General features: G+C 55.0%; 20 protein-coding genes. All 20 read left to right on the forward strand.

What is annotated here, in order from left to right; all coding sequences use genetic code 11:
- The first annotated feature begins 230 nt into the window (after positions 1–230).
- The 20 genes from ilvI to secM all read left to right on the forward strand — a co-directional run bounded on the left by ilvI (position 231) and on the right by secM (position 22719).
- A complete protein-coding gene (gene ilvI, locus AC1MDE_RS12235) occupies positions 231–1955 on the forward strand; it encodes an acetolactate synthase 3 large subunit (protein ID WP_034825999.1) in 1725 nt (574 codons plus the stop codon).
- A 2-nt stretch (positions 1956–1957) separates the two neighbouring features.
- On the forward strand, positions 1958–2449 hold the full coding sequence (gene ilvN, locus AC1MDE_RS12240) for an acetolactate synthase small subunit (protein WP_034825997.1): 492 nt from the start codon (positions 1958–1960) through the stop codon (positions 2447–2449).
- A 198-nt stretch (positions 2450–2647) separates the two neighbouring features.
- Positions 2648–3658 (forward strand): catabolite repressor/activator, encoded by a 1011-nt coding sequence (cra, locus tag AC1MDE_RS12245; RefSeq protein ID WP_058960907.1) that lies wholly within the window; start codon positions 2648–2650, stop codon positions 3656–3658.
- A 493-nt stretch (positions 3659–4151) separates the two neighbouring features.
- Positions 4152–4610 (forward strand): division/cell wall cluster transcriptional repressor MraZ, encoded by a 459-nt coding sequence (gene mraZ / locus AC1MDE_RS12250; protein ID WP_038649082.1) that lies wholly within the window; start codon positions 4152–4154, stop codon positions 4608–4610.
- Positions 4611–4612: 2 nt separating this feature from the next.
- Positions 4613–5554 (forward strand): 16S rRNA (cytosine(1402)-N(4))-methyltransferase RsmH, encoded by a 942-nt coding sequence (gene rsmH, locus AC1MDE_RS12255; RefSeq protein ID WP_034825988.1) that lies wholly within the window; start codon positions 4613–4615, stop codon positions 5552–5554.
- The gene (ftsL, locus tag AC1MDE_RS12260) at positions 5551–5871 is read left to right on the forward strand and encodes a cell division protein FtsL (RefSeq protein WP_034825986.1); all 321 of its coding nucleotides are present in this window, start codon (positions 5551–5553) and stop codon (positions 5869–5871) included. The genes rsmH and ftsL overlap by 4 nt, the downstream gene beginning before the upstream one ends.
- A gap of 20 nt (positions 5872–5891) precedes the next feature.
- On the forward strand, positions 5892–7658 hold the full coding sequence (locus AC1MDE_RS12265) for a peptidoglycan glycosyltransferase FtsI (RefSeq protein ID WP_058960906.1): 1767 nt from the start codon (positions 5892–5894) through the stop codon (positions 7656–7658).
- Entirely contained in the window at positions 7645–9132 is a 1488-nt protein-coding gene (murE, locus tag AC1MDE_RS12270) for a UDP-N-acetylmuramoyl-L-alanyl-D-glutamate--2,6-diaminopimelate ligase (protein ID WP_058960905.1), read from the forward strand. Before AC1MDE_RS12265 ends, murE begins: the two co-directional genes overlap by 14 nt.
- Entirely contained in the window at positions 9129–10490 is a 1362-nt protein-coding gene (gene murF, locus AC1MDE_RS12275; RefSeq protein ID WP_058960904.1) for a UDP-N-acetylmuramoyl-tripeptide--D-alanyl-D-alanine ligase, read from the forward strand. The genes murE and murF overlap by 4 nt, the downstream gene beginning before the upstream one ends.
- Complete coding sequence (gene mraY / locus AC1MDE_RS12280) at positions 10484–11566, forward strand: phospho-N-acetylmuramoyl-pentapeptide-transferase (protein WP_034829683.1); 1083 nt, start codon at positions 10484–10486, stop codon at positions 11564–11566. Before murF ends, mraY begins: the two co-directional genes overlap by 7 nt.
- Before the next feature lie 2 nt (positions 11567–11568).
- On the forward strand, positions 11569–12885 hold the full coding sequence (gene murD / locus AC1MDE_RS12285; protein WP_182056973.1) for a UDP-N-acetylmuramoyl-L-alanine--D-glutamate ligase: 1317 nt from the start codon (positions 11569–11571) through the stop codon (positions 12883–12885).
- A complete protein-coding gene (gene ftsW / locus AC1MDE_RS12290) occupies positions 12885–14099 on the forward strand; it encodes a cell division protein FtsW (RefSeq protein WP_034829677.1) in 1215 nt (404 codons plus the stop codon). The genes murD and ftsW overlap by 1 nt, the downstream gene beginning before the upstream one ends.
- Positions 14096–15154 carry an undecaprenyldiphospho-muramoylpentapeptide beta-N-acetylglucosaminyltransferase gene (gene murG / locus AC1MDE_RS12295; RefSeq protein WP_058960902.1) on the forward strand — a complete coding sequence of 353 codons (1059 nt, stop codon included), beginning with the start codon at positions 14096–14098 and terminating at the stop codon, positions 15152–15154. The genes ftsW and murG overlap by 4 nt, the downstream gene beginning before the upstream one ends.
- A gap of 69 nt (positions 15155–15223) precedes the next feature.
- Positions 15224–16699 carry a UDP-N-acetylmuramate--L-alanine ligase gene (gene murC / locus AC1MDE_RS12300; RefSeq protein WP_058960901.1) on the forward strand — a complete coding sequence of 492 codons (1476 nt, stop codon included), beginning with the start codon at positions 15224–15226 and terminating at the stop codon, positions 16697–16699.
- Positions 16692–17612, forward strand: coding sequence for a D-alanine--D-alanine ligase (locus AC1MDE_RS12305; protein ID WP_058960900.1), 921 nt, complete (start codon positions 16692–16694; stop codon positions 17610–17612). Before murC ends, AC1MDE_RS12305 begins: the two co-directional genes overlap by 8 nt.
- Position 17613: 1 nt before the next feature.
- Positions 17614–18453, forward strand: a complete 840-nt coding sequence (gene ftsQ / locus AC1MDE_RS12310) for a cell division protein FtsQ (protein ID WP_045816937.1) — start codon at positions 17614–17616, stop codon at positions 18451–18453.
- A complete protein-coding gene (gene ftsA, locus AC1MDE_RS12315) occupies positions 18450–19706 on the forward strand; it encodes a cell division protein FtsA (protein ID WP_013507861.1) in 1257 nt (418 codons plus the stop codon). The genes ftsQ and ftsA overlap by 4 nt, the downstream gene beginning before the upstream one ends.
- A 71-nt stretch (positions 19707–19777) precedes the next feature.
- A complete protein-coding gene (gene ftsZ / locus AC1MDE_RS12320; protein WP_034829667.1) occupies positions 19778–20932 on the forward strand; it encodes a cell division protein FtsZ in 1155 nt (384 codons plus the stop codon).
- A 101-nt stretch (positions 20933–21033) separates the two neighbouring features.
- Entirely contained in the window at positions 21034–21951 is a 918-nt protein-coding gene (lpxC, locus tag AC1MDE_RS12325) for a UDP-3-O-acyl-N-acetylglucosamine deacetylase (RefSeq protein ID WP_058960899.1), read from the forward strand.
- Between the two features lie 267 nt (positions 21952–22218).
- On the forward strand, positions 22219–22719 hold the full coding sequence (secM, locus tag AC1MDE_RS12330) for a secA translation cis-regulator SecM (RefSeq protein ID WP_058960898.1): 501 nt from the start codon (positions 22219–22221) through the stop codon (positions 22717–22719).
- Positions 22720–22787 lie beyond the last annotated feature (68 nt).

The raw sequence follows: 22787 nt of genomic DNA on the forward strand, positions 1-22787 counted from the left end.
CGCAGCCTCCTGTCGTTTGCAGGCCGGGTTTTCTGCGGTTATGGTAATCGACCTACTCTTAAAAGAATCAACTCAAGTAGATTCCCTGTACCTGGAAGGCAGAAATGAATTCTGTCATCTGAGCATAAACATAAGGTTTTGATCTTAACTGGCGAATACGGGGCTGGGTGTCAGTGACGCAGGGGCAATGCGCGTCACGGGATCTGGTTCCTCAAGCCTGGAGGCAGAAAATGGAGATGTTGTCAGGAGCCGAAATGGTCGTCCGTTCGTTAATCGATCAGGGCGTTAAGCAGGTATTCGGCTATCCGGGCGGAGCAGTGCTCGACATTTACGATGCGCTGCAAACGGTCGGTGGAATTGACCACGTATTAGTGCGTCACGAGCAAGGCGCTGTGCATATGGCAGATGGTCTGGCACGCGCGACCGGCGAAGTCGGCGTGGTGCTGGTCACCTCAGGTCCAGGCGCCACCAATGCCATTACCGGTATTGCGACGGCCTATATGGATTCGATTCCGATGGTGATTCTGTCGGGTCAGGTGCCGTCTTCACTGATCGGCTACGATGCGTTCCAGGAGTGCGACATGGTCGGGATTTCCCGTCCGGTGGTCAAACACAGCTTCCTGGTGAAAAATGCGGAAGAGATCCCAACCGTGCTGAAAAAAGCCTTCTGGCTGGCAGCAAGCGGCCGCCCAGGCCCGGTGGTGATCGACCTGCCAAAAGATATTCTCAACCCAGCGAATAAACTGCCGTACGTCTATCCTGAGTCGGTCAGCATGCGTTCTTATAACCCAACGATTCAGGGCCATAAAGGGCAGATCAAGCGTGCACTGCAAACGCTACTGGCCGCACATAAGCCGGTAATTTATGCCGGTGGCGGTGCGATTATGTCAGGCTGTGAAGCGGAACTGCTGCAGTTAGCTGAACAGCTGAATATTCCGGTCACCATGTCACTGATGGGCTTGGGCGTATTCCCGGGCACGCATCGCCAGAGTGTAGGCATGCTGGGTATGCACGGGACTTACGAAGCCAATATGACGATGCACAATGCCGATTTGATTTTCGGCATTGGTGTGCGCTTCGATGACCGTACTACCAACAACCTGGCGAAATATTGCCCGAACGCCACCATCATGCATATCGACGTCGATCCGACCTCGATTTCCAAAACCGTCAGCGCTGATATCCCGATTGTCGGTGATGCGAAGCAGACGTTGTCGCAGATGCTGGAATTGCTGGCGCAAAGCGATGCGAAGCAAGAGCTGGATAGCCTGCGCGACTGGTGGCAGACCATTGATGGCTGGCGTAGCCGTAAGTGCCTCGAGTTCGATCGCACCAGCGACAAGATCAAACCGCAGGCGGTGATCGAAACCATCTGGCGTCTGACCAAAGGCGATGCCTATGTCACCTCTGACGTCGGTCAGCATCAGATGTTCGCCGCGCTCTATTATCAGTTTGATAAGCCTCGTCGCTGGATTAACTCAGGTGGTCTTGGCACCATGGGCTTCGGCTTACCGGCTGCGCTGGGGGTGAAAATGGCGCTGCCGGATGAAACCGTCATCTGCGTGACCGGTGATGGCAGTATTCAGATGAACATCCAGGAACTGTCGACGGCGCTGCAGTACGATTTACCGGTGCTGGTGCTGAACCTCAATAACGGTTTCCTCGGTATGGTGAAACAGTGGCAGGATATGATTTATTCCGGCCGCCACTCGCAATCCTACATGCAATCTCTGCCTGACTTTGTGCGTTTAGCCGAAGCCTACGGACACGTGGGTATTTCCATCGCGCACCCCGCTGAGCTGGAAGAGAAGCTGCAGCTGGCATTGGATACCCTGGCGAAAGGGCGTCTGGTGTTTGTTGATGTGAATATCGACGGCAGCGAGCACGTTTACCCGATGCAGATTCGCGGCGGTTCGATGGATGAGATGTGGCTGAGCAAAACGGAGAGGACTTAATTATGCGTCGTGTGTTATCGGTACTGCTGGAAAATGAATCCGGCGCATTGTCTCGCGTGGTGGGTTTGTTCTCACAGCGCGGCTACAACATCGAAAGCCTGACCGTTGCGCCGACCGATGATCCAACACTGTCGCGCATGACCATTCAGACGGTCGGCGATGAAAAAGTGCTGGAGCAGATTGAGAAGCAACTGCACAAGCTGGTGGACGTGTTACGTGTCAGCGAGCTAGGGCAGGGTGCTTACGTTGAACGTGAAATCATGCTGGTGAAGATTCAGGCAAGCGGGTATGGCCGTGAAGAAGTGAAGCGCAGCGCGGAAATTTTCCGTGGCCAGATTATCGATGTGACGCCAACGCTGTACACGGTTCAGCTGGCAGGCACCAGCGATAAACTCGACGCCTTCCTCAACACGGTGCGCGATGTTGCTGAGATCGTTGAAGTGGCGCGATCAGGGATTGTGGGCGTGTCACGTGGCGATCGTGTGATGCGTTAATTCCGCAGAGTTATCATCCTGCTTCCAAGCTAACCCGGCGTAATGCCGGGTTTTTTTTATTTAATGCGCTTGTGAGTGCTGCCCGATAAAAGCGGTTGCTCAGCGTAGTGTTCTGCGGTTAGATGTTACAAATGTTTTACCCATAGCTACTCTGCGGACATTTGCCCAGCCCTGGCTTATCAGAATTAAGGTGTCATCGTGAAACTGGATGAAATTGCGCGCCTGGCGGGCGTGTCGCGCACCACGGCCAGCTACGTTATCAATGGCAAAGCGCGGCAGTATCGTGTCAGCGACAAAACCGTCGAAAAAGTGATGGCGGTGGTGCGTGAACATAATTATCACCCCAATGCTGTTGCGGCAGGCCTGCGCGCCGGACGTACGCGTTCAATTGGTCTGGTGATCCCGGATCTTGAGAACACCAGTTACACGCGCATTGCCAATTATCTGGAGCGCCAGGCACGTCAACGTGGCTATCAGCTGCTGATTGCCTGCTCGGAAGATCAGCCTGACAATGAAATGCGCTGTATTGAACATCTGCTGCAGCGCCAGGTGGATGCGATCATCGTTTCGACCTCGTTGCCGCCAGAACACCCGTTTTATCAGCGCTGGATCAACGATCCGCTGCCGATTATCGCGCTGGACCGTGCGCTGGATCGTGAACACTTCACCAGTGTGGTCGGTGCCGATCAGGACGATGCGCATGCTCTGGCGGCTGAATTGCGTCAGCTTCCGGTGAAAAACGTGCTGTTCCTTGGGGCCTTGCCTGAGCTTTCAGTCAGTTTCCTGCGTGAAATGGGCTTCCGCGATGCGTGGAAAGACGATGAACGCATGGTGGATTACCTCTACTGCAACAGCTTTGATCGCACTGCGGCTGCCACACTGTTCGAGAAATACCTCGAAGATCATCCGATGCCGGATGCGTTGTTTACCACCTCATTCGGTCTGCTTCAGGGCGTGATGGATATTACCCTTAAGCGGGATGGCCGCCTGCCCACTGACCTGGCTATCGCCACCTTTGGCGACCACGAATTACTGGACTTTTTAGAGTGCCCGGTACTGGCGGTGGGGCAGCGTCATCGCGATGTCGCCGAACGTGTGCTGGAATTAGTTTTGGCCTCGCTGGATGAACCGCGCAAACCGAAGCCGGGATTAACCCGTATTCGCCGCAATTTATTCCGCCGTGGTCAATTAAGCCGACGTACGAAATGAAATCGCGGGCAGATGGCTGCCCGCACTTATTTATCATTCAGATATTTTTCTGCCATAGGACTGGGGTAAAAAAGCGTAAATAGTCACCACTTTCCCTAACGAATTAACTGCGCTGAATTTTCTTATTTGTTTACATCTTCAGCAGTGACGCGTAGCAGAGCTGGCGCGATGGTGCTGGGCTTCCTTTCAGAAATCCCCTAAAATGCAGCCGCTGTCGCATATCCCGGGATAATTATCTTTTGCGATTAAAACGCTTTATTTTTCGCCATTTTTCAAATCGTGAAAATTTTTATTCCATTATTCATCAGGTTAATTTTTTATTTTGCCATTCATTCCCCTAAATTCCCCTCCACTAAATAATTCTCACCCTTGTAAAGAGTGATATTCACTTGTCGTTGCGGCTTGACAAGGATTTCATAGGCTCCGTAAACTCGTTTCGTGGTAAAAAGTGGGATAAAGTGGTGAAAACGGGTGATTGGGGGGTAGGACTGACATGTTCCGAGGAGCAACGTTAGTCAATCTCGACGGCAAAGGCCGATTGGCGGTACCAACGCGCTATCGTGAATTGCTTGTCGCGGAGTCTCAGGGGCAAATGGTGTGCACCATTGACCTCCACCAGCCATGTCTGTTGCTTTATACCCTGCCCGAATGGGAAATCATCGAGAAAAAACTGGCGCGCTTATCCAGCATGAATCCGAACGAACGTCGCGTGCAGCGACTGCTGTTAGGACATGCCAGCGAATGCCAGATGGATAATGCAGGTCGTTTGTTGCTGGCGAATACGCTACGGCAACATGCTAGCCTGACCAAAGAAGTGATGCTGGTTGGACAGTTCAATAAGTTTGAGCTGTGGGATGAACAGACCTGGTATCAACAAGTTAAGGACGATATTGACGCAGAACAGTCGGCTCAGGAGCCTTTATCTGAGCGGTTGCAGGACTTGTCGCTATAGCTATGCAGGATAATTTTAAACACACCACAGTGCTACTGGATGAGGCGGTTAACGGCCTCAATATCAGGGAAGACGGCATTTACATTGACGGCACTTTTGGGCGCGGCGGTCACTCACGTCTGATCCTTTCGCAACTGGGCGAGAAGGGGCAGTTACTGGCGATCGATCGCGATCCGCAAGCCATAGCCGCTGCAGCTGAAATTCAGGATCCACGTTTTTCGATCGTGCACGGACCTTTTTCGGCGCTGGCAGAGTATGTCGAAGCGCGTGGTCTCACCGGCAAGATCGATGGCGTATTGCTCGATCTTGGCGTGTCATCACCGCAGTTGGATGACGCAGAGCGCGGTTTCTCGTTTATGCGTGATGGGCCACTGGATATGCGTATGGACCCGACACGGGGCCAGTCTGCAGCAGAGTGGCTGATGAACGCCGAGGAAGCTGATATCGCCTTCGTCATCAAGACCTACGGTGAAGAGAAATTTGGCAAACGTATCGCACGCGCCATCGTCGAGCGTAATCGCGAGCAGCCAATGACGCGCACCAAAGAGTTAGCCACCGTGATCGCTGCTGCGATGCCGGTGAAGGACAAGTTTAAACATCCGGCCACGCGCACCTTCCAGGCGATTCGTATCTGGATCAACAGCGAGCTGGAAGAGATCGATACCGCGCTGAAAGGGGCGATGTCGGTGCTGGCGCCAGGCGGTCGGTTATCGGTTATCAGCTTCCACTCGCTGGAAGACCGTTTAGTTAAGCGTTTTATGCGCGATCAGAGCCGAGGCCCGCAAGTTCCAGCGGGTATCCCAATGACCGAAAGCCAGCTTAAAGCGCTAGGTGGACGTGAATTGAAAACCTTAGGCAAGCTGATTCCGGGTGAAGCGGAAGTCAACGAGAACCCACGCGCGCGCAGTTCGGTACTGCGTATTGCTGAGAGGACCGCGACATGATTGGCAACGAGCGACACAGCCTGCCCGGCGTCATCGGCGGTGACCTGCTGCGATTCGGCAAGATCCCGGTGTTGCTGCTGATTGCAGTACTTGTGTCCTCGGTGTTGGTTGTGACCACCACACACAAAACGCGCCTGTTAACGGCGCAGCGCGAACAGTTGGTGTTAGAACGTGATGCGCTCGATATCGAGTGGCGTAACCTGATTTTGGAAGAGAATGCGCTCGGCGATCATAGCCGGGTTGAGCGAATAGCAACCGATAAGCTGCAAATGCAGCATGTTGATCCTTCACAGGAAAATATCGTGGTGCAGAGATAAATAAGGAATCGCAGACCTCAATGAGCGGCGCAGGCAAAACGCTGAAGTTAAAAAAACAGGAAGATAAGGCCAGCTTTATAAGCTGGCGTTTTGCGTTGCTGTGCGGCTGTATTTTACTGGCTTTGGGCGGATTGCTGTCACGCGTGGCGTGGTTACAGGTCATTAGCCCGGATAAGCTGGTCAAAGAAGGGGATTTGCGTTCGCTGCGTGTTCAATCTGTTCCCACTGCACGTGGCATGATCAGCGATCGTGCTGGCCGTCCGTTAGCCGTCAGCGTGCCGGTGAATGCCATCTGGGCCGATCCTAAAGAGCTGATGGAACACGGCGGCGTGTCACTCGACAGCCGCTGGAAAGCCCTTTCAGATGCGTTGTCCATCCCACTCGATCAACTCGCCGCGCGCGTGAATGCCAATCCCAAAGGGCGCTTTATCTATCTGGCGCGTCAAGTGAATCCAGCGATCGGCGAATACGTCAAAAAACTCAAGCTGCCCGGCATTTACCTGCGTGAAGAGTCGCGTCGTTACTATCCAGCCGGTCAGGTCACTGCACATCTGATCGGCTTTACCAACATTGATGGTCAGGGCATTGAGGGCATCGAAAAGAGCTTCGACAAGTGGCTGACCGGCGCGCCAGGCGAGCGTACGGTGCGTAAAGACCGCTACGGTCGCGTGATTGAAGATATCTCTTCTGTGGACAGCCGCGCGGCGCACAACCTGACGCTCAGCATCGACGAGCGTTTGCAGGCGCTGGTGTACCGCGAGCTGAACAATGCCGTGGCGTTCAACAAAGCGGAGTCGGGCACTGCCGTGCTGGTGGATGTGAACACCGGTGAAGTGCTGGCAATGGCCAACAGCCCGGCTTACAACCCAAACAATCTCTCCAACACGCCAAAAGATGTGATGCGCAACCGTGCCATTACCGACATCTTCGAGCCAGGCTCCACCGTCAAACCGATGGTGGTGATGACCGCGCTGCAGCGTGGCGTGGTGAAAGAGAACAGCGTACTGAATACCGTGCCGTACCGCGTTAATGGTCATGAGATCAAGGACGTGGCGCGCTACAACGAATTGACCCTTACCGGGGTTTTACAGAAGTCGAGTAACGTCGGGGTTTCACGTTTGGCGTTAGCGATGCCCTCCTCAGCACTCGTAGATACTTACGCGCGCTTTGGACTGGGTAAACCGACCAATTTGGGGCTGGTCGGGGAAAGCAGTGGCTTATACCCTCAAAAACAACGGTGGTCTGACATAGAGAGGGCCACCTTCTCTTTCGGCTACGGGCTAATGGTAACACCGTTACAGTTAGCGCGAGTCTACGCAACCATTGGCAGCTACGGCATCAACCGCCCGCTGTCGATCACCAAAGTTGACCCGCCAGTGGCGGGTGAACGCGTTTTCCAGGAAGACCTGGTGAAAACGGTGATGCACATGATGGAAAGCGTTGCGCTGCCTGGCGGCGGTGGGGTTAAAGCCGCCATCAAGGGTTATCGCATCGCGATTAAAACCGGTACTGCGAAAAAAGTGGGACCGGATGGACGCTACGTCAATAAATACATTGCTTACACGGCAGGTGTTGCACCTGCCAGTCGCCCTCGTTTTGCGCTGGTGGTGGTGATCAACGATCCCCAGGCCGGTAAATATTATGGTGGTGCGGTTTCTGCACCGGTGTTTGGCGCCATCATGGGCGGTGTATTACGCACCATGAACATTGAACCGGATGCGCTGCCGACAATTGATAAAGACGAGTTGGTGAAGAACAGAAGTGAGGAATCAAGTGACCGATCGTAACCTGCGCGATTTACTGGCCCCGTGGGTGCCGGGTGCGCCGGCGCGTCCACTCCGTGACATGACACTAGACAGCCGCTCAGCGGCTGCTGGCGATCTGTTTATCGCCGTGGCGGGCCATCATGCTGATGGACGTCGTTTTATTCCGCAGGCTATTGCTCAAGGCGTGGCGGCAGTGATTGCCGAAGCCGAGGGCGAAGCCAGCGATGGAGATATCCGCGAGATGCACGGCGTCCCGGTTATCTACCTGGCGCAGTTGCAGCAGCGTCTCTCTGCACTGGCCGGGCGCTTTTATCAGCAGCCTGCTGAAAAACTTAAATTAATCGGTGTCACCGGCACCAACGGAAAAACCACCACCACGCAGTTGATGGCGCAGTGGGCCAATCTGCTGGGTGAAACCGGTGCCGTAATGGGTACGGTGGGTAATGGCTTATATGGCCAATTGGTGGCCACCGAAAACACCACCGGTTCCGCGGTAGATGTTCAACATGTATTGAATGATCTGGTGGAGCAGGGTGCCACGCTGGCTGCGATGGAAGTGTCTTCTCACGGCCTGGTGCAGCATCGCGTGGCGGCATTGCCCTTCGCGGCTGCTGTGTTCACGAATCTAAGCCGCGATCATCTGGATTATCACGGTGATATGCAGGGTTACGAAGCCGCCAAATGGCTGCTGTTCTCTGAGCATCAGGTTGGCGAAGCCATTATCAACGCTGATGACGAGGTCGGGCGCCGCTGGCTGGAGAAACTGCCGGATGCCGTTGCCGTCACCCTGGCTGACAACTTGCAGCCTGGCTGTCGTGGGCGCTGGCTGAAAGCCACAGCGGTGAATTATCACGATGGCGGTGCGCATATCCAGTTCAGCTCCAGCTGGGGCGACGGGGAATTTGATAGCCGTCTGATGGGCGCATTCAATGTCAGCAATCTGCTGCTGGCACTGGCCACCTTGCTGACGCTCGATTATCCGCTGGAGGCGCTGGTATCAAGCGCTGCACAGCTGCAACCGGTATGTGGCCGTATGGAAGTGTTCACGGCACCAGAAAAACCCACAGTGGTGGTGGATTATGCTCACACCCCCGATGCGCTGGAAAAAGCGTTGGAAGCTGCCCGTCTGCACTGTAAAGGCAAGCTGTGGTGCGTGTTTGGCTGCGGCGGCGATCGTGACAAAGGCAAACGTCCGTTGATGGGCGCGATTGCCGAACAGTTCTCTGACATCGTGGTCATCACCGATGACAATCCGCGCAGCGAAGAACCTGCCGCGATTGTGAATGACATTCTGACTGGCTTGCTTGATCCCGGTCGCGCCCGCGTGGTCGCGGGACGTGCGCAAGCGGTCACGAACGCCGTGATGCAGGCCAATGTCGATGACATCGTGTTGGTGGCTGGTAAAGGCCATGAAGATTATCAAATCATTGGTAACCGTCGTTTGGATTACTCCGATCGCGACACCGTCGCCCGTTTACTGGGGGTGATGGCATGATCCCGGTTTCTTTGAAAACACTGGCTGAAATCAGTGGTGGTCAACTGCACGGCGCTGATTTGACGCTGAATGATGTGACCAGCGACACGCGTAAAGTGGCTGATGGCAGCCTGTTTGTCGCACTGGTCGGTGAGCGTTTCGATGCACACGACTTTGCCAGCGATGCTATTGCTAACGGTGCCAAAGCGCTGCTGGTGAGTAAGCACTTGCCTTTAGATGTGCCGCAAGTGGTGGTGGCAGATACCCGCATTGCCTTTGGTCAGCTCGGCGCCTGGGTGCGTCAGCAATCGAAGGCGCGCGTGGTAGCCCTGACCGGTTCATCCGGTAAAACCTCCGTCAAAGAGATGACCGCTGCCATTTTGCGTCAGTGTGGTGAAACCCTCTATACCGCTGGCAACCTGAACAACGACTTCGGCGTGCCGATGACGTTGCTGCGTCTGACCCCAGAACACGAGTTCGCGGTGATTGAGCTGGGTGCCAATCATCAGGGCGAGATTGCTTACACCACCGATTTAGTGCGTCCTGAAACGGCGCTGGTGAATAATCTCGCTGCAGCGCATCTGGAAGGCTTTGGTTCACTGGCCGGTGTAGCGAAAGCCAAAGGCGAAATTTTTGGGGGATTGCCAGTACACGGCACCGCCATCGTCAATGCTGACAGCAACGACCTCGCTAACTGGCAGTCGCAGTTTGTCGATAGGACCCTGTGGCGCTTCTCGCCACAGCCGATGGCAGATGCAGAATTCCGCGCCAGCGAGATCGTGCTACGCGCCGACGCCACGCTGTTTACCTTGCATACGCCGCGCGGAGACATTGCTGTTGCGCTTCCGCTGCCTGGTCGCCACAACATCGCGAACGCGCTTGCTGCTGCTGCGCTGGCACTGTCCGTTGATGCCCCGCTAAGCGCGATCCAAACCGGTTTGAAAACACTGCAGCCCGTACCGGGGCGTCTGTTCCCGATTCGTCTGGCAGACAATCAACTGCTGCTGGATGACAGCTATAACGCCAACGTCGGTTCGATGACGGCGGCCGCACAGGTACTGGGCGATATGCCAGGGTTCCGAGTGATGGTCGTCGGTGATATGGCCGAACTGGGCGATGAAGCGGAAGCTTGCCATCAGCAGGTGGGTGAAGCCGCCAGGGCAGCAGGTATTGATTGTGTTCTGAGTACCGGCACTTTGAGTCGGTTGATCGGTGAAAGCAGCGGTAAAGGCGAGCATTTCGCCACCAAAGCCGAGCTGACTGTACGTTTACGCGCATTGCTGTCCCAACATCAGGACATCACTATTTTGGTTAAAGGCTCACGTAGCGCCGCCATGGAGCAGGTCGTCGAGAGCTTACAGGAGAAAGGAACATGCTAGTCTGGCTGGCCGAACATTTGGTCGCACTTTATTCCGGCTTTAACGTCTTCTCGTATTTGACGTTTCGCGCCATTGTCAGCCTGCTGACCGCTCTGTTCCTATCACTCTGGATGGGCCCGCGCCTGATCGCCTGGCTGCAGAAACTGCAGATTGGCCAGGTGGTGCGTAACGACGGTCCGGAATCGCACTTCAGTAAGCGCGGTACGCCAACCATGGGAGGCATCATGATCCTCACCTCCATCACCGTCTCGGTGTTGATGTGGGCGTATCCATCCAACCCTTATGTGTGGTGCGTGCTGGCGGTGCTGATTGGTTTCGGCATTATCGGTTTCGTCGATGACTATCGCAAAGTGGTACGCAAAGACACCAAAGGCCTGATTGCCCGCTGGAAATACTTCTGGATGTCGGTGATTTCCCTTGGCGTGGCTTTTGCGCTTTACGCTGCGGGCAAAGGCACACCGGCCACTCAGTTGGTGGTGCCGTTCTTTAAAGACATCATGCCGCAGCTGGGATTGTTTTATGTGCTGCTGGCTTACTTTGTGATTGTCGGCACCGGTAATGCGGTCAACCTGACGGATGGTCTGGATGGCCTGGCGATTATGCCAACCGTCTTCGTGGCAGCAGGCTTTGCTCTGGTGGCATGGGCGACCGGTAACGTGAAGTTTGCTGAGTATCTGCATATTCCGTATCTGCGCCATGCGGGTGAGTTGGTGATTGTCTGTACCGCGATTGTCGGTGCCGGTCTTGGCTTCCTGTGGTTCAACACCTACCCGGCTCAGGTCTTTATGGGCGATGTGGGTTCGCTGGCACTGGGTGGCGCATTAGGCACCATCGCCGTGCTGCTGCGTCAGGAGTTTTTGCTGGTGATCATGGGCGGCGTGTTTGTGGTTGAAACACTGTCGGTGATTCTGCAGGTGGGATCGTTCAAGCTGCGCGGCCAACGCATTTTCCGCATGGCGCCGATTCACCACCACTATGAATTGAAGGGCTGGCCGGAGCCGCGCGTCATTGTGCGCTTCTGGATTATTTCACTGATGCTGGTGCTGATTGGCCTGGCAACGCTGAAGGTACGTTAATCATGGCTGACTATCGGGGCAGAAAAGTCGTCATCATTGGACTCGGCATCACTGGCCTGTCCTGTGTTGATTTCTTCCTCGCGCAGGGCGTGACGCCTCGCGTGATGGATACCCGTGTGTCTCCGCCTGGCCTCGACAAGTTGCCTGAGGCGGTTGAACGCTATGTAGGCGGTATCAACAGTGACTGGTTGCTGGCGTCGGACTTGATCGTTGCCAGCCCAGGCATCGCGCTTGCTCATCCTGCATTAAGTGAAGCCGCGGATGCCGGTATCGAAATCGTCGGTGATATCGAACTGTTCTGCCGTGAAGCTCAGGCGCCGATTGTCGCGATCACCGGCTCGAACGGTAAAAGCACTGTCACCACGCTGGTGGGTGAAATGGCCCGTGCAGCAGGTTGGCAGGTTGGCGTGGGTGGCAACATCGGTTTACCGGCGCTAACCCTGCTGAAATCTCCGGCACAGTTGTATGTGCTGGAACTTTCCAGCTTCCAGTTAGAAACCACCTACAGCCTGCAAGCGGCGGCCGCCACCATTCTCAACGTAACGGAAGATCATATGGATCGCTATCCGTTGGGCATGCAGCAGTATCGTGCGGCGAAATTGCGCATTTATGAAAACGCCCGCGTCTGTGTGGTCAATGCCGATGATGGTATGACCATGCCGGTTCGCGGCGTTGATGCACGCTGCGTGAGCTTTGGCATCAACCTTGGTGATTACCATCTGACTCAGCAGCAGGGCAGCACCTGGCTGCGGGCGCAGGGTGAAAGGGTATTAAACACCGACGAAATGACGTTGGTGGGGCAGCATAACTACACCAATGCCCTGGCGGCCCTGGCACTGGCAGATGCGGTGAATATCCCGCGCGCTTCCAGTCTGAAAGCGTTAACGACTTTCACTGGCCTGGCGCACCGTTTCCAGCTGGTGCATGAAGCCAATGGCGTGCGCTGGATTAATGACTCCAAAGCCACTAACGTCGGCAGTACTGAGGCGGCACTCAATGGTTTGCAGGTGAAAGGCACCTTGTGGCTGTTGATGGGCGGTGATGGCAAATCCGCTGACTTCAGTGCACTGACGCGCTTTTTGCAGGGCGACAACGTGCGCATCTATTGCTTTGGTCGTGACGGCGATGCGCTCGCGGCGTTGCGCCCGGAGATCGCCACGCGCACAGAGACGATGCAGCAGGCCATGGAGCAGATTGCCCCTCAGGCGAAGGCGGGCGATATGGTGCTGCTGTCACCGGCCTGCGCCAGCCTCGATCAGTTCCGTAATTTTGAACAGCGCGGTGATATTTTCGCGCAGCTGGCGAAGGAGTTGAGCTGATGCGCATTCCAGGTGCCGGTATTGCCAGCTTCCTCTCCGTGCGTTTACGCGATTGGGTGATGGGCGGCCGTGAAAATGATGATGCGCCAGTGGTGCTGTATGATCGTACGCTGCTGTGGCTGACCTTTGGTTTGGCGATTATCGGCTTTGTGATGGTGACTTCAGCGTCGATGCCGGTCGGCCAGCGTCTCAACGAAGACCCGTTCTACTTCGCTAAACGCGACGCTTTCTATATTGCCCTGGCGGTAGGCATGGCACTGGTGACATTGCGCGTCCCAATGGATTTCTGGCAGCGCTACAGCAACGTGATGCTGATGGCGTCTGTGGCAATGCTGCTGATCGTCCTGGTGGTGGGTAGTTCGGTTAACGGTGCATCGCGCTGGATTGCCCTCGGCCCACTGCGTATTCAGCCGGCCGAATTGTCCAAGCTTTCCCTGTTTTGCTATCTCGCCAGCTATCTGGTGCGCAAAGTGGAAGAGGTACGCAACAACTTCTGGGGCTTTTGTAAGCCGATGGGCGTGATGGTGGTGTTGGCCGTGTTACTGCTGGCGCAACCGGATCTCGGAACTGTAGTTGTGCTGTTTGTGACGACGCTAGCGATGCTGTTCCTCGCGGGTGCCAAAATGTGGCAGTTCCTGGCGATCATCGGCTCCGGTATTTTTGCCGTGGTGCTGCTGATTATCGCTGAACCCTATCGTATGCGCCGTGTGACCTCTTTCTGGAACCCATGGGAAGATCCGTTTGGCAGCGGCTACCAGCTGACCCAGTCGCTGATGGCCTTCGGTCGTGGTGAATTCTGGGGCCAGGGCCTCGGCAACTCGGTGCAAAAACTCGAGTATCTGCCGGAGGCACACACCGACTTTATCTTCTCCATCATTGGTGAAGAGTTGGGTTATGTCGGTGTGGTTTTGGCGCTGTTAATGGTATTCTTCGTCGCTTTTCGCGCGATGTCGATTGGTCGCCGTGCTCTGGAGATCGATCAGCGCTTTTCTGGCTTCCTCGCTTGCTCAATTGGCGTGTGGTTTAGCTTCCAGGCGCTGGTTAACGTCGGTGCGGCCGCAGGTATGCTGCCGACCAAAGGTCTGACACTGCCGCTGATCAGTTACGGTGGCTCAAGTCTGATCATCATGTCGACCGCCATCGTGTTTTTATTGCGCATTGATTATGAAACGCGTCTGGCAAAAGCGCAGGCGTTTACCCGAGGTGCTCGATGAGTAGCAAGCGGCTGATGGTGATGGCCGGCGGAACCGGCGGACATGTGTTCCCTGGGCTGGCTGTGGCACACCATCTGATCGAACAGGGCTGGCAGGTGCGCTGGCTCGGAACCGCTGACCGAATGGAAGCGGATTTGGTGCCGAAACATGGCATCGAAATTGAATTTATCCGTATTAGCGGTTTGCGCGGCAAAGGCGTTAAAGCGCAGTTACTGGCACCGGTACGCATCTTCAATGCATGGCGCCAGGCGCGTCGCATCATGAAGCGCTGGCAGCCGGACGTGGTGCTCGGCATGGGCGGATACGTTTCCGGTCCAGGTGGATTAGCCGCGTGGAGTTGCGGTATTCCTGTGGTGCTGCATGAGCAGAACGGCATTGCCGGGCTGACCAACAAGTGGCTGGCGAAAATTGCCACCAAAGTGATGCAGGCGTTTCCGGGTGCATTCCCGAAAGCCGATGTGGTTGGCAATCCCGTGCGTACCGATGTGTTGGCCCTGCCGCTGCCTGCTGATCGCCTGAGTGGACGCAGTGGTGCGATTCGTGTGCTGGTGGTCGGCGGAAGCCAGGGCGCACGTATCCTGAATCAGACAGTGCCGCAGGTGGCCGCAGAACTGGGTGATGCCATCACGATTTGGCATCAAAGCGGCAAAGGCGCGCTGGAGACGGTGCAACAGGCCTATCTCGATGCCGGACAGCCGCAGCACAAGGTCACCGAGTTTATTGATGATATGGCGGAAGCCTATGCCTGGGCGGATGTAGTGGTGTGTCGTTCGGGCGCATTGACGGTGAGCGAAGTTGCCGCCGCAGGTTTACCGGCGATCTTCGTGCCGTTTCAGCACAAAGACCGTCAGCAGTACTGGAATGCGTTGCCGCTGGAGCAAGCGGGCGCAGCCAAAATTTTCGAGCAGCCGCAATTTACCGCGACTGCAGTAGCGGACACGTTGCGCCATTGGGATCGCGCCACGCTGCTGGCGATGGCTGAGAAAGCCCGTCAGGTAGCGATTCCTGATGCAACCGATCGGGTTGCGCAGGAAGTGGCACGCGTCGCGAAGTAATTAATAGGTCGGTTTGACCGGCTGTACCTGAATGCAGGTACGAATGCGATCAACAGGTAATTGAGACAGATGAATACACAACAATTGGCAAAACTGCGTTCCATTGTGCCCGAGATGCGTCGCGTCCGGCACATTCACTTTGTCGGCATCGGTGGTGCTGGCATGGGCGGTATTGCCGAGGTGTTGGCGAACGAAGGTTATCACATCAGCGGGTCGGATCTGGCGCCTAACCCGGTGACCCAGCATCTGGCCTCATTGGGTGCGACCATTTATTTCAACCATCGCCCGGAAAACGTGACGGATGCGAGCGTGGTGGTGGTGTCGACTGCGGTGGCTCAGGACAATCCGGAGCTGGTAGCGGCACGCGAGCAGCGTATCCCGGTGATTCGCCGTGCAGAGATGCTGGCTGAGCTGATGCGCTTCCGTCATGGCATCGCGATTGCCGGTACGCACGGCAAAACTACCACCACAGCGATGGTTACCAGTATTTATGCCGAAGGTGGCTTAGACCCAACTTTCGTCAATGGCGGCCTGGTGAAAGCAGCGGGCACCCATGCGCGTTTGGGCACCAGCCGTTACCTGATTGCGGAAGCCGATGAGAGTGACGCGTCGTTCCTGCATCTGCAGCCGATGGTGGCGATTGTCACCAATATCGAAGCGGATCATATGGATACCTATCAGGGCGATTTCGAGAACCTGAAGCAGACGTTCATCAACTTCCTGCATAACCTGCCGTTCTACGGACGTGCGGTGATGTGCGTAGATGATGTGGTGATCCGCGATTTGATCCCACGCGTAGGCCGTCAGGTCACCACTTACGGTTTCAGTGATGACGCCGATGTGCGTATCGAAAACTATGAACAACGTGGCGCGCAGGGGCACTTTACCCTGATTCGTCAGGACAAGCCGGTGCTAAAAGTGACCCTGAATGCGCCGGGTCGTCACAATGCCTTAAATGCTGCTGCTGCGGTTGCAGTGGCGACGGAAGAAGGCATTGAAGATAACGCGATTCTGGCGGCACTGGAGAGCTTCCAGGGCACCGGGCGCCGCTTTGATGTGCTGGGCGAATTTGATACCGCAGCGGTCAATGGCAATCCAGGCAGCGCAATGCTGGTGGATGATTACGGTCATCACCCAACGGAAGTGGATGTCACCATCAAAGCCGCGCGTGCCGGCTGGCCAGAGAAAAAACTGGTGATGGTATTCCAGCCGCATCGTTACACGCGAACTCGAGATCTGTTCGATGACTTCGCTAACGTGCTGTCACAGGTTGATGTATTGCTGATGCTGGATGTTTATCCGGCCGGTGAAGCGCCGATTCCAGGCGCAGATAGCCGTTCACTGTGCCGCGCGATTCGCAATCGTGGCAAGGTTGACCCGATTCTGGTCTCTGAGCACGATGCGTTGCCGGAAGCGCTAGCCCCGTTGTTGTCAGGTGACGATCTGGTCATCGTGCAGGGCGCCGGCAATATCGGCAAGATCGCCCGCAAACTGGCTGAGCTTGCGTTGCAGCCAGCTGCGAAAACGGAGGCGCGTCATGGCTGAGAAAGTCGCCGTCCTGATGGGCGGAACCTCGGCAGAGCGTGAAGTGTCGCTGATGTCGGGCAATGCGGTGTTAGCTGGTCTGCGTGAGATGGGCATTGATGCACACGGCGTGGATACCCGTGATGTGTCAGTGCTGGACCTCAAAGCGCAGGGCTTTGATAAAACCTTTATCGCTCTGCACGGTCGCGGCGGTGAAGATGGCACGCTGCAGGCGGTGCTGGAGTTCCTCCAGTTGCCCTATACCGGCAGCGGCGTGATGGCTTCTGCGATCACCATGGATAAACTGCGCAGCAAATTGCTGTGGCAGGGCAGGGGACTGCCTTCAGGCAAATTCGTCTGGTTAACGCGTCAGCAGCAGGAGCAGGGTTTAGACGCACAAACGCAGGCTGCCATTGATGCGCTCGGGCTGCCGCTGTTTGTGAAGCCAAGCTGTGAAGGTTCTAGTGTCGGCATCAGCCGTGTGAACACGTTAGAAGCCTTGCCTGCAGCGCTGGATGAAGCGTTTCGCCACGATAATGACGTGCTAGTTGAGGCATTCCTGAGTGGTGCGGAATATACCGTTGGCATCCTGGGTAATGAAATTCTGCCTTCAATCAGAATTAAAACCGCCAGCGAGTTCTATGACTATGAAGCTAAATACATTTCTGACGATACTGAATACTTCTGTCCAAGTGGTTTGAGTGCAGTTCAGGAAGCAGAATTGAAGACGCTGGTATGGGCAGCCTGGCGTGCACTGGGTTGCAGCGGCTGGGGACGCGTCGATGTAATGACAGATGGCGAGGGGAAATTCCAGTTGCTGGAAGTGAATACCTCTCCGGGCATGACCAGCCACAGTCTGGTGCCGATGGCCGCGAAGCAGGCAGGATACAGTTTCCCGCAGCTGGTGGCGCGTATTCTGGAACTGGCTGACTGATATGTCTCAGGCGGCGATACGTGTACGAAATCGCGAACCCCAGGAGCGTGCGCGCACCGGGCGTAGCAACGGTGCCCGACTGTTTGGCGTCGTATTCCTGCTGATTGTGTTGGGCATCATGGCTGCCGGTGGGCTGGTGGTGCTGAAGTGGATGAATGATGCGTCGCGTTTACCGCTGTCGAAGCTGGTGGTGACCGGGGAAACGCATTACACCACGCATGATGACATTCGCCAGGCCATTTTGTCGCTAGGTGCACCTGGCACGTTTATGTCGCAAAACGTGGACATCATCCAGCAACAGATTGAGCGTTTACCCTGGATTAAACAGGTCAGTGTGCGTAAGCAGTGGCCTGATGAGCTGAAGATTAACCTGGTGGAGTATGTTCCGGTGGCACGCTGGAATGACTCACACATGGTAGACGCCGATGGCGTCTCCTTCAGCGTCCCGGCCAGTCATATCGGTAAAGAAACATTGCCGATGTTATATGGCCCGGAAGGCAGTGAAACAGAGGTGTTGGCGGGCTATCACACCATGAGTGATGTGCTCAAAGCCGGCAAGTTTACCCTGAAGGTCGCGTCGATGACGGCGCGGCGCTCGTGGCAGTTAGTGACCAGCGACGATGTGCGCATCGAACTGGGACGCAGCGACACCATGAAGCGTCTGAACCGTTTTATTGAGCTCTATCCGGAGCTGCTGCAGCAGGGCCAGAGTCAGAACAAGCGCATTACCTATGTCGATTTGCGCTACGACTCCGGTGCCGCAGTAGGCTGGGCAGCGGCCCCGCTGGAGCCACAGGACAGTAATCAGCAACAAAACCAGGCACAGGCTAAACCACAATGATCAAGGCAACGGACAGAAAACTGGTAGTAGGACTTGAAATCGGCACCGCAAAGGTTGCCGCCCTGGTTGGGGAAATTCTGCCTGATGGTATGGTCAACATTATTGGGGTGGGCAGCTGCCCGTCTCGCGGTATGGATAAAGGCGGCGTAAATGACCTTGAGTCGGTGGTGAAATGCGTTCAACGCGCCATCGACCAGGCTGAACTGATGGCTGATTGCCAGATTTCGTCGGTTTACCTTGCTTTATCGGGCAAACATATCAGTTGTCAGAACGAAATCGGGATGGTTCCGATTTCGGAAGAGGAAGTGACTCAGGATGATGTAGAGAACGTGGTACATACGGCGAAATCCGTACGCGTACGCGATGAACATCGTATCCTGCATGTGATTCCTCAGGAATATGCCATTGATTATCAGGAAGGCATCAAGAATCCGGTGGGACTTTCCGGCGTGCGTATGCAGGCGAAAGTGCACTTGATCACCTGCCACAATGATATGGCGAAAAATATTGTTAAAGCCGTTGAACGTTGCGGCCTGAAAGTTGACCAACTGATTTTTGCCGGACTGGCATCCAGTTTCTCGGTTCTGACTGAAGATGAACGTGAGCTGGGCGTCTGTGTTGTTGACATCGGTGGCGGTACAATGGATATCGCGGTTTACACCGGCGGCGCACTGCGTCACACCAAAGTGATCCCTTATGCAGGGAATGTGGTGACCAGTGATATCGCCTATGCCTTCGGCACACCGCCAACCGATGCGGAAGCGATCAAAGTACGCCATGGTTGTGCGTTGGGTTCGATTGTTGGCAAAGATGAAAACGTCGAAGTGCCGAGCGTCGGTGGACGCCCACCGCGCAGTCTGCAACGCCAAACGCTGGCAGAAGTGATTGAGCCGCGTTACACCGAATTGCTGAATCTGGTGAATGACGAGATTCTGCAACTGCAGGAGCAACTGCGTCAGCAGGGCGTGAAACACCACCTGGCAGCAGGCATCGTGCTGACCGGTGGCGCAGCACAGATTGAAGGTTTGGCCGCTTGCGCCCAGCGTGTATTTCATACGCAGGTGCGTATTGGTCAGCCACTTAACATCACCGGCCTGACGGATTATGCGCAGGAGCCGTATTACTCAACTGCAGTCGGTCTGCTGCATTACGGCAAAGAGTCACACATGAACGGTGATGCAGAAACGGAAAAACGTGCTTCAGTGGGCAACTGGTTTAAACGTATCAATAGCTGGCTGAAGAAAGAGTTTTAATTTTTGAAAAAGGAGATCATGCAGGCAATGTTTATGATCTCCAGGCGACAGGCACATAACGGAGAGAAATCATGTTTGAACCTATGGAATTAACCAATGACGCGGTGATTAAAGTCATCGGCGTCGGCGGCGGCGGTGGCAACGCCGTAGAGCACATGGTACGCGAGCGTATCGAAGGTGTAGAATTCTTCGCTGTAAACACCGACGCGCAAGCGTTGCGTAAGACAGCGGTTGGCCAGACGATCCAGATCGGGACCGGTATCACCAAGGGTCTCGGTGCGGGTGCAAACCCGGAAGTGGGTCGAACCTCAGCTGAGGAAGATCGTGAAGCACTGCGTTCTGCGCTGGAAGGGGCAGACATGGTGTTTATTGCTGCAGGCATGGGCGGCGGTACCGGTACCGGTGCAGCGCCAGTCGTGGCAGAAGTAGCAAAAGATTTGGGTATCCTGACTGTTGCGGTGGTGACCAAGCCCTTCAACTTCGAAGGCAAAAAGCGTATGGCTTTTGCTGAACAGGGTATCGCTGAGCTGTCTAAGCATGTTGATTCACTGATCACCATCCCGAACGACAAGCTGTTAAAAGTGCTGGGTCGCGGTATCTCTCTGCTGGATGCCTTTGGTGCAGCCAACGACGTACTGAAAGGTGCGGTGCAGGGTATCGCCGAGCTGATTACTCGCCCAGGCTTGATGAACGTTGACTTCGCGGACGTGCGTACCGTGATGTCAGAAATGGGTTACGCCATGATGGGCTCCGGCGTAGCGTGCGGTGAAGACCGTGCCGAAGAAGCAGCCGAAATGGCGATCTCCAGCCCACTGCTGGAAGATATCGATCTGTCTGGTGCGCGCGGCGTGCTGGTCAACATCACGGCGGGCTTTGACCTGCGTCTGGATGAGTTCGAAACCGTGGGTAACACTATCCGCGCCTTCGCCTCTGACAACGCGACCGTGGTTATCGGTACGTCTCTGGATCCAGAGATGAACGACGAACTGCGCGTGACCGTGGTTGCGACGGGTATTGGCATGGACAAGCGTCCAGAAATCACGCTGGTGACCAACAAACCGGCTTCGCAGCCAGTGATGGATCATCGCTACCAGCAGCACGGCATGGCGCCGTTGCCGCAGGAGCAGAAGCCGGCAGCGAAAGTGGTCAACGACCAGCCAGCATCGTCCAATAAAGAGCCAGATTATCTTGATATTCCAGCCTTCCTGCGTAAGCAGGCAGACTAAGAATATCCTGAGAATTGGGATTCTCCGCTCTTTGTGCTAAAGTATTCGCCCGCTGGTAATTTATACTGGCGGTCGGATGGGTAATATTGCGAGATAATGCGATGATCAAACAAAGGACATTAAAACGTATTGTTCAGGCGACAGGTGTCGGTTTACATACCGGCAAGAAAGTCACGCTGACCTTACGCCCTGCGTCGGCTAATACCGGGGTCATCTATCGTCGCACTGACTTGAATCCACCGGTTGATTTCCCGGCTGATGCAAAATACGTGCGCGACACCATGCTGAGTACCTGCCTGGTGAATGATGAAGGCGTGCGTATATCGACGGTTGAACACCTGAATGCTGCATTGGCAGGCTTGGGTATCGACAACATTATTGTTGAAGTCGATGCGCCCGAAATCCCAATTATGGATGGCAGTGCCGCGCCTTTTGTCTACTTGCTGATGGATGCAGGCGTCGAAGAGCTGAACAGTGCGAAGAAATTTGTACGCGTTAAGCAGACGGTGCGTGTTGAAGATGGCGATAAGTGGGCCGAGATCAAACCTTACAACGGTTTCTCACTCGACTTTACTATCGACTTCAAACATCCGGCAATTGACTCAAGCTCGCAGCGTTACCAGTTAAACTTCTCGGCTGATGCGTTTGTTCGCCAAATCAGTCGTGCGCGCACCTTTGGTTTTATGCGTGAAATCGAATATCTGCAGTCTAAAGGCCTGTGCCTGGGCGGTAGCTTAGATTGTGCGATTGGTCTTGATGATTTCCGCGTACTCAACGAAGACGGTCTGCGCTTTGAAGATGAATTCGTTCGTCACAAAATGCTGGACGCGATCGGCGATCTGTTTATGTGTGGCCACAACGTGATTGGCGCTTTCTCTGCGTTTAAATCAGGCCATGCGTTAAACAATAAATTGCTGCAAGCGGTACTGGCTAAGCAGGAAGCCTGGGAATGGGCAACCTTCGAAGACGAAGCTGAACTGCCACTGGCATTCAAAGCTCCAAATTTAGTTCTGGCGTAAGTCAGTCATAAAACGGCAGTTTCCCTGACACCCTCTCCGGTCAGTGGAAGCTGCCGTTTTTTATTGCCTGTTTTTTATTCCTGCAAGACCGCTCTCAATTCTCTGCTATCACTGGCGAAAGCCTGTACAAATAAACGTGAAATCCCCCTTAAGCCCTTTAATCACTGGTGTCCTGGCCCCACATAAGTGCTATTATCTGGCGCTCATATGAGCAGGTTCGCGGATAACCGCAACGGCTTCATTACTTTATTTAACTGTGGATAGGTTGTGATCGGGATTTTCTCACGCTGGCGACAATTAGGCAGACGCTACTTCTGGCCTCATCTCTTGTTAGGGATGGTGGCGGCCAGTTTGGGCTTGCCTGCCTGTGCGCAAAGTGCGGAGTCCACGGCGACAGACTCGCCCATCAGCAGCCTGTTTGTCGGCAATGTTGTTCATTTCGATCATTTAATCCGTCTGCAGGAAAGTGCGCGTCGACCAAATTTCAATGTCGATTACTGGCATCAGCATGCCATTCGCACGGTCATTCGCCACCTCTCATTTAGCATGACGCCACCAGCAGAAGCGGAAGAAAGTCATACAGTCCCGCTGGCGGCACAAAAGCTGGCGTTAATCGATTCGCTGCAGGCGCTACTCACATCGCCAGCTCAACCCGCTATTGCATTAGAGCCGCAGGAAACGCTGCGTCATCGCGAACTTCAAATTCACACTTCTGCTGACTGGCAGGCTGCTATTCATGGCATCCGCGCCGGGCCTGCCATTGCTTAACAGTAACGATTTTCCACATCCTGTTTTAGATTTTCCAGTCCGCATGAATGCGGCTGAATTGAGAAAAA

This window comes from Pantoea folii (assembly GCF_056678875.1).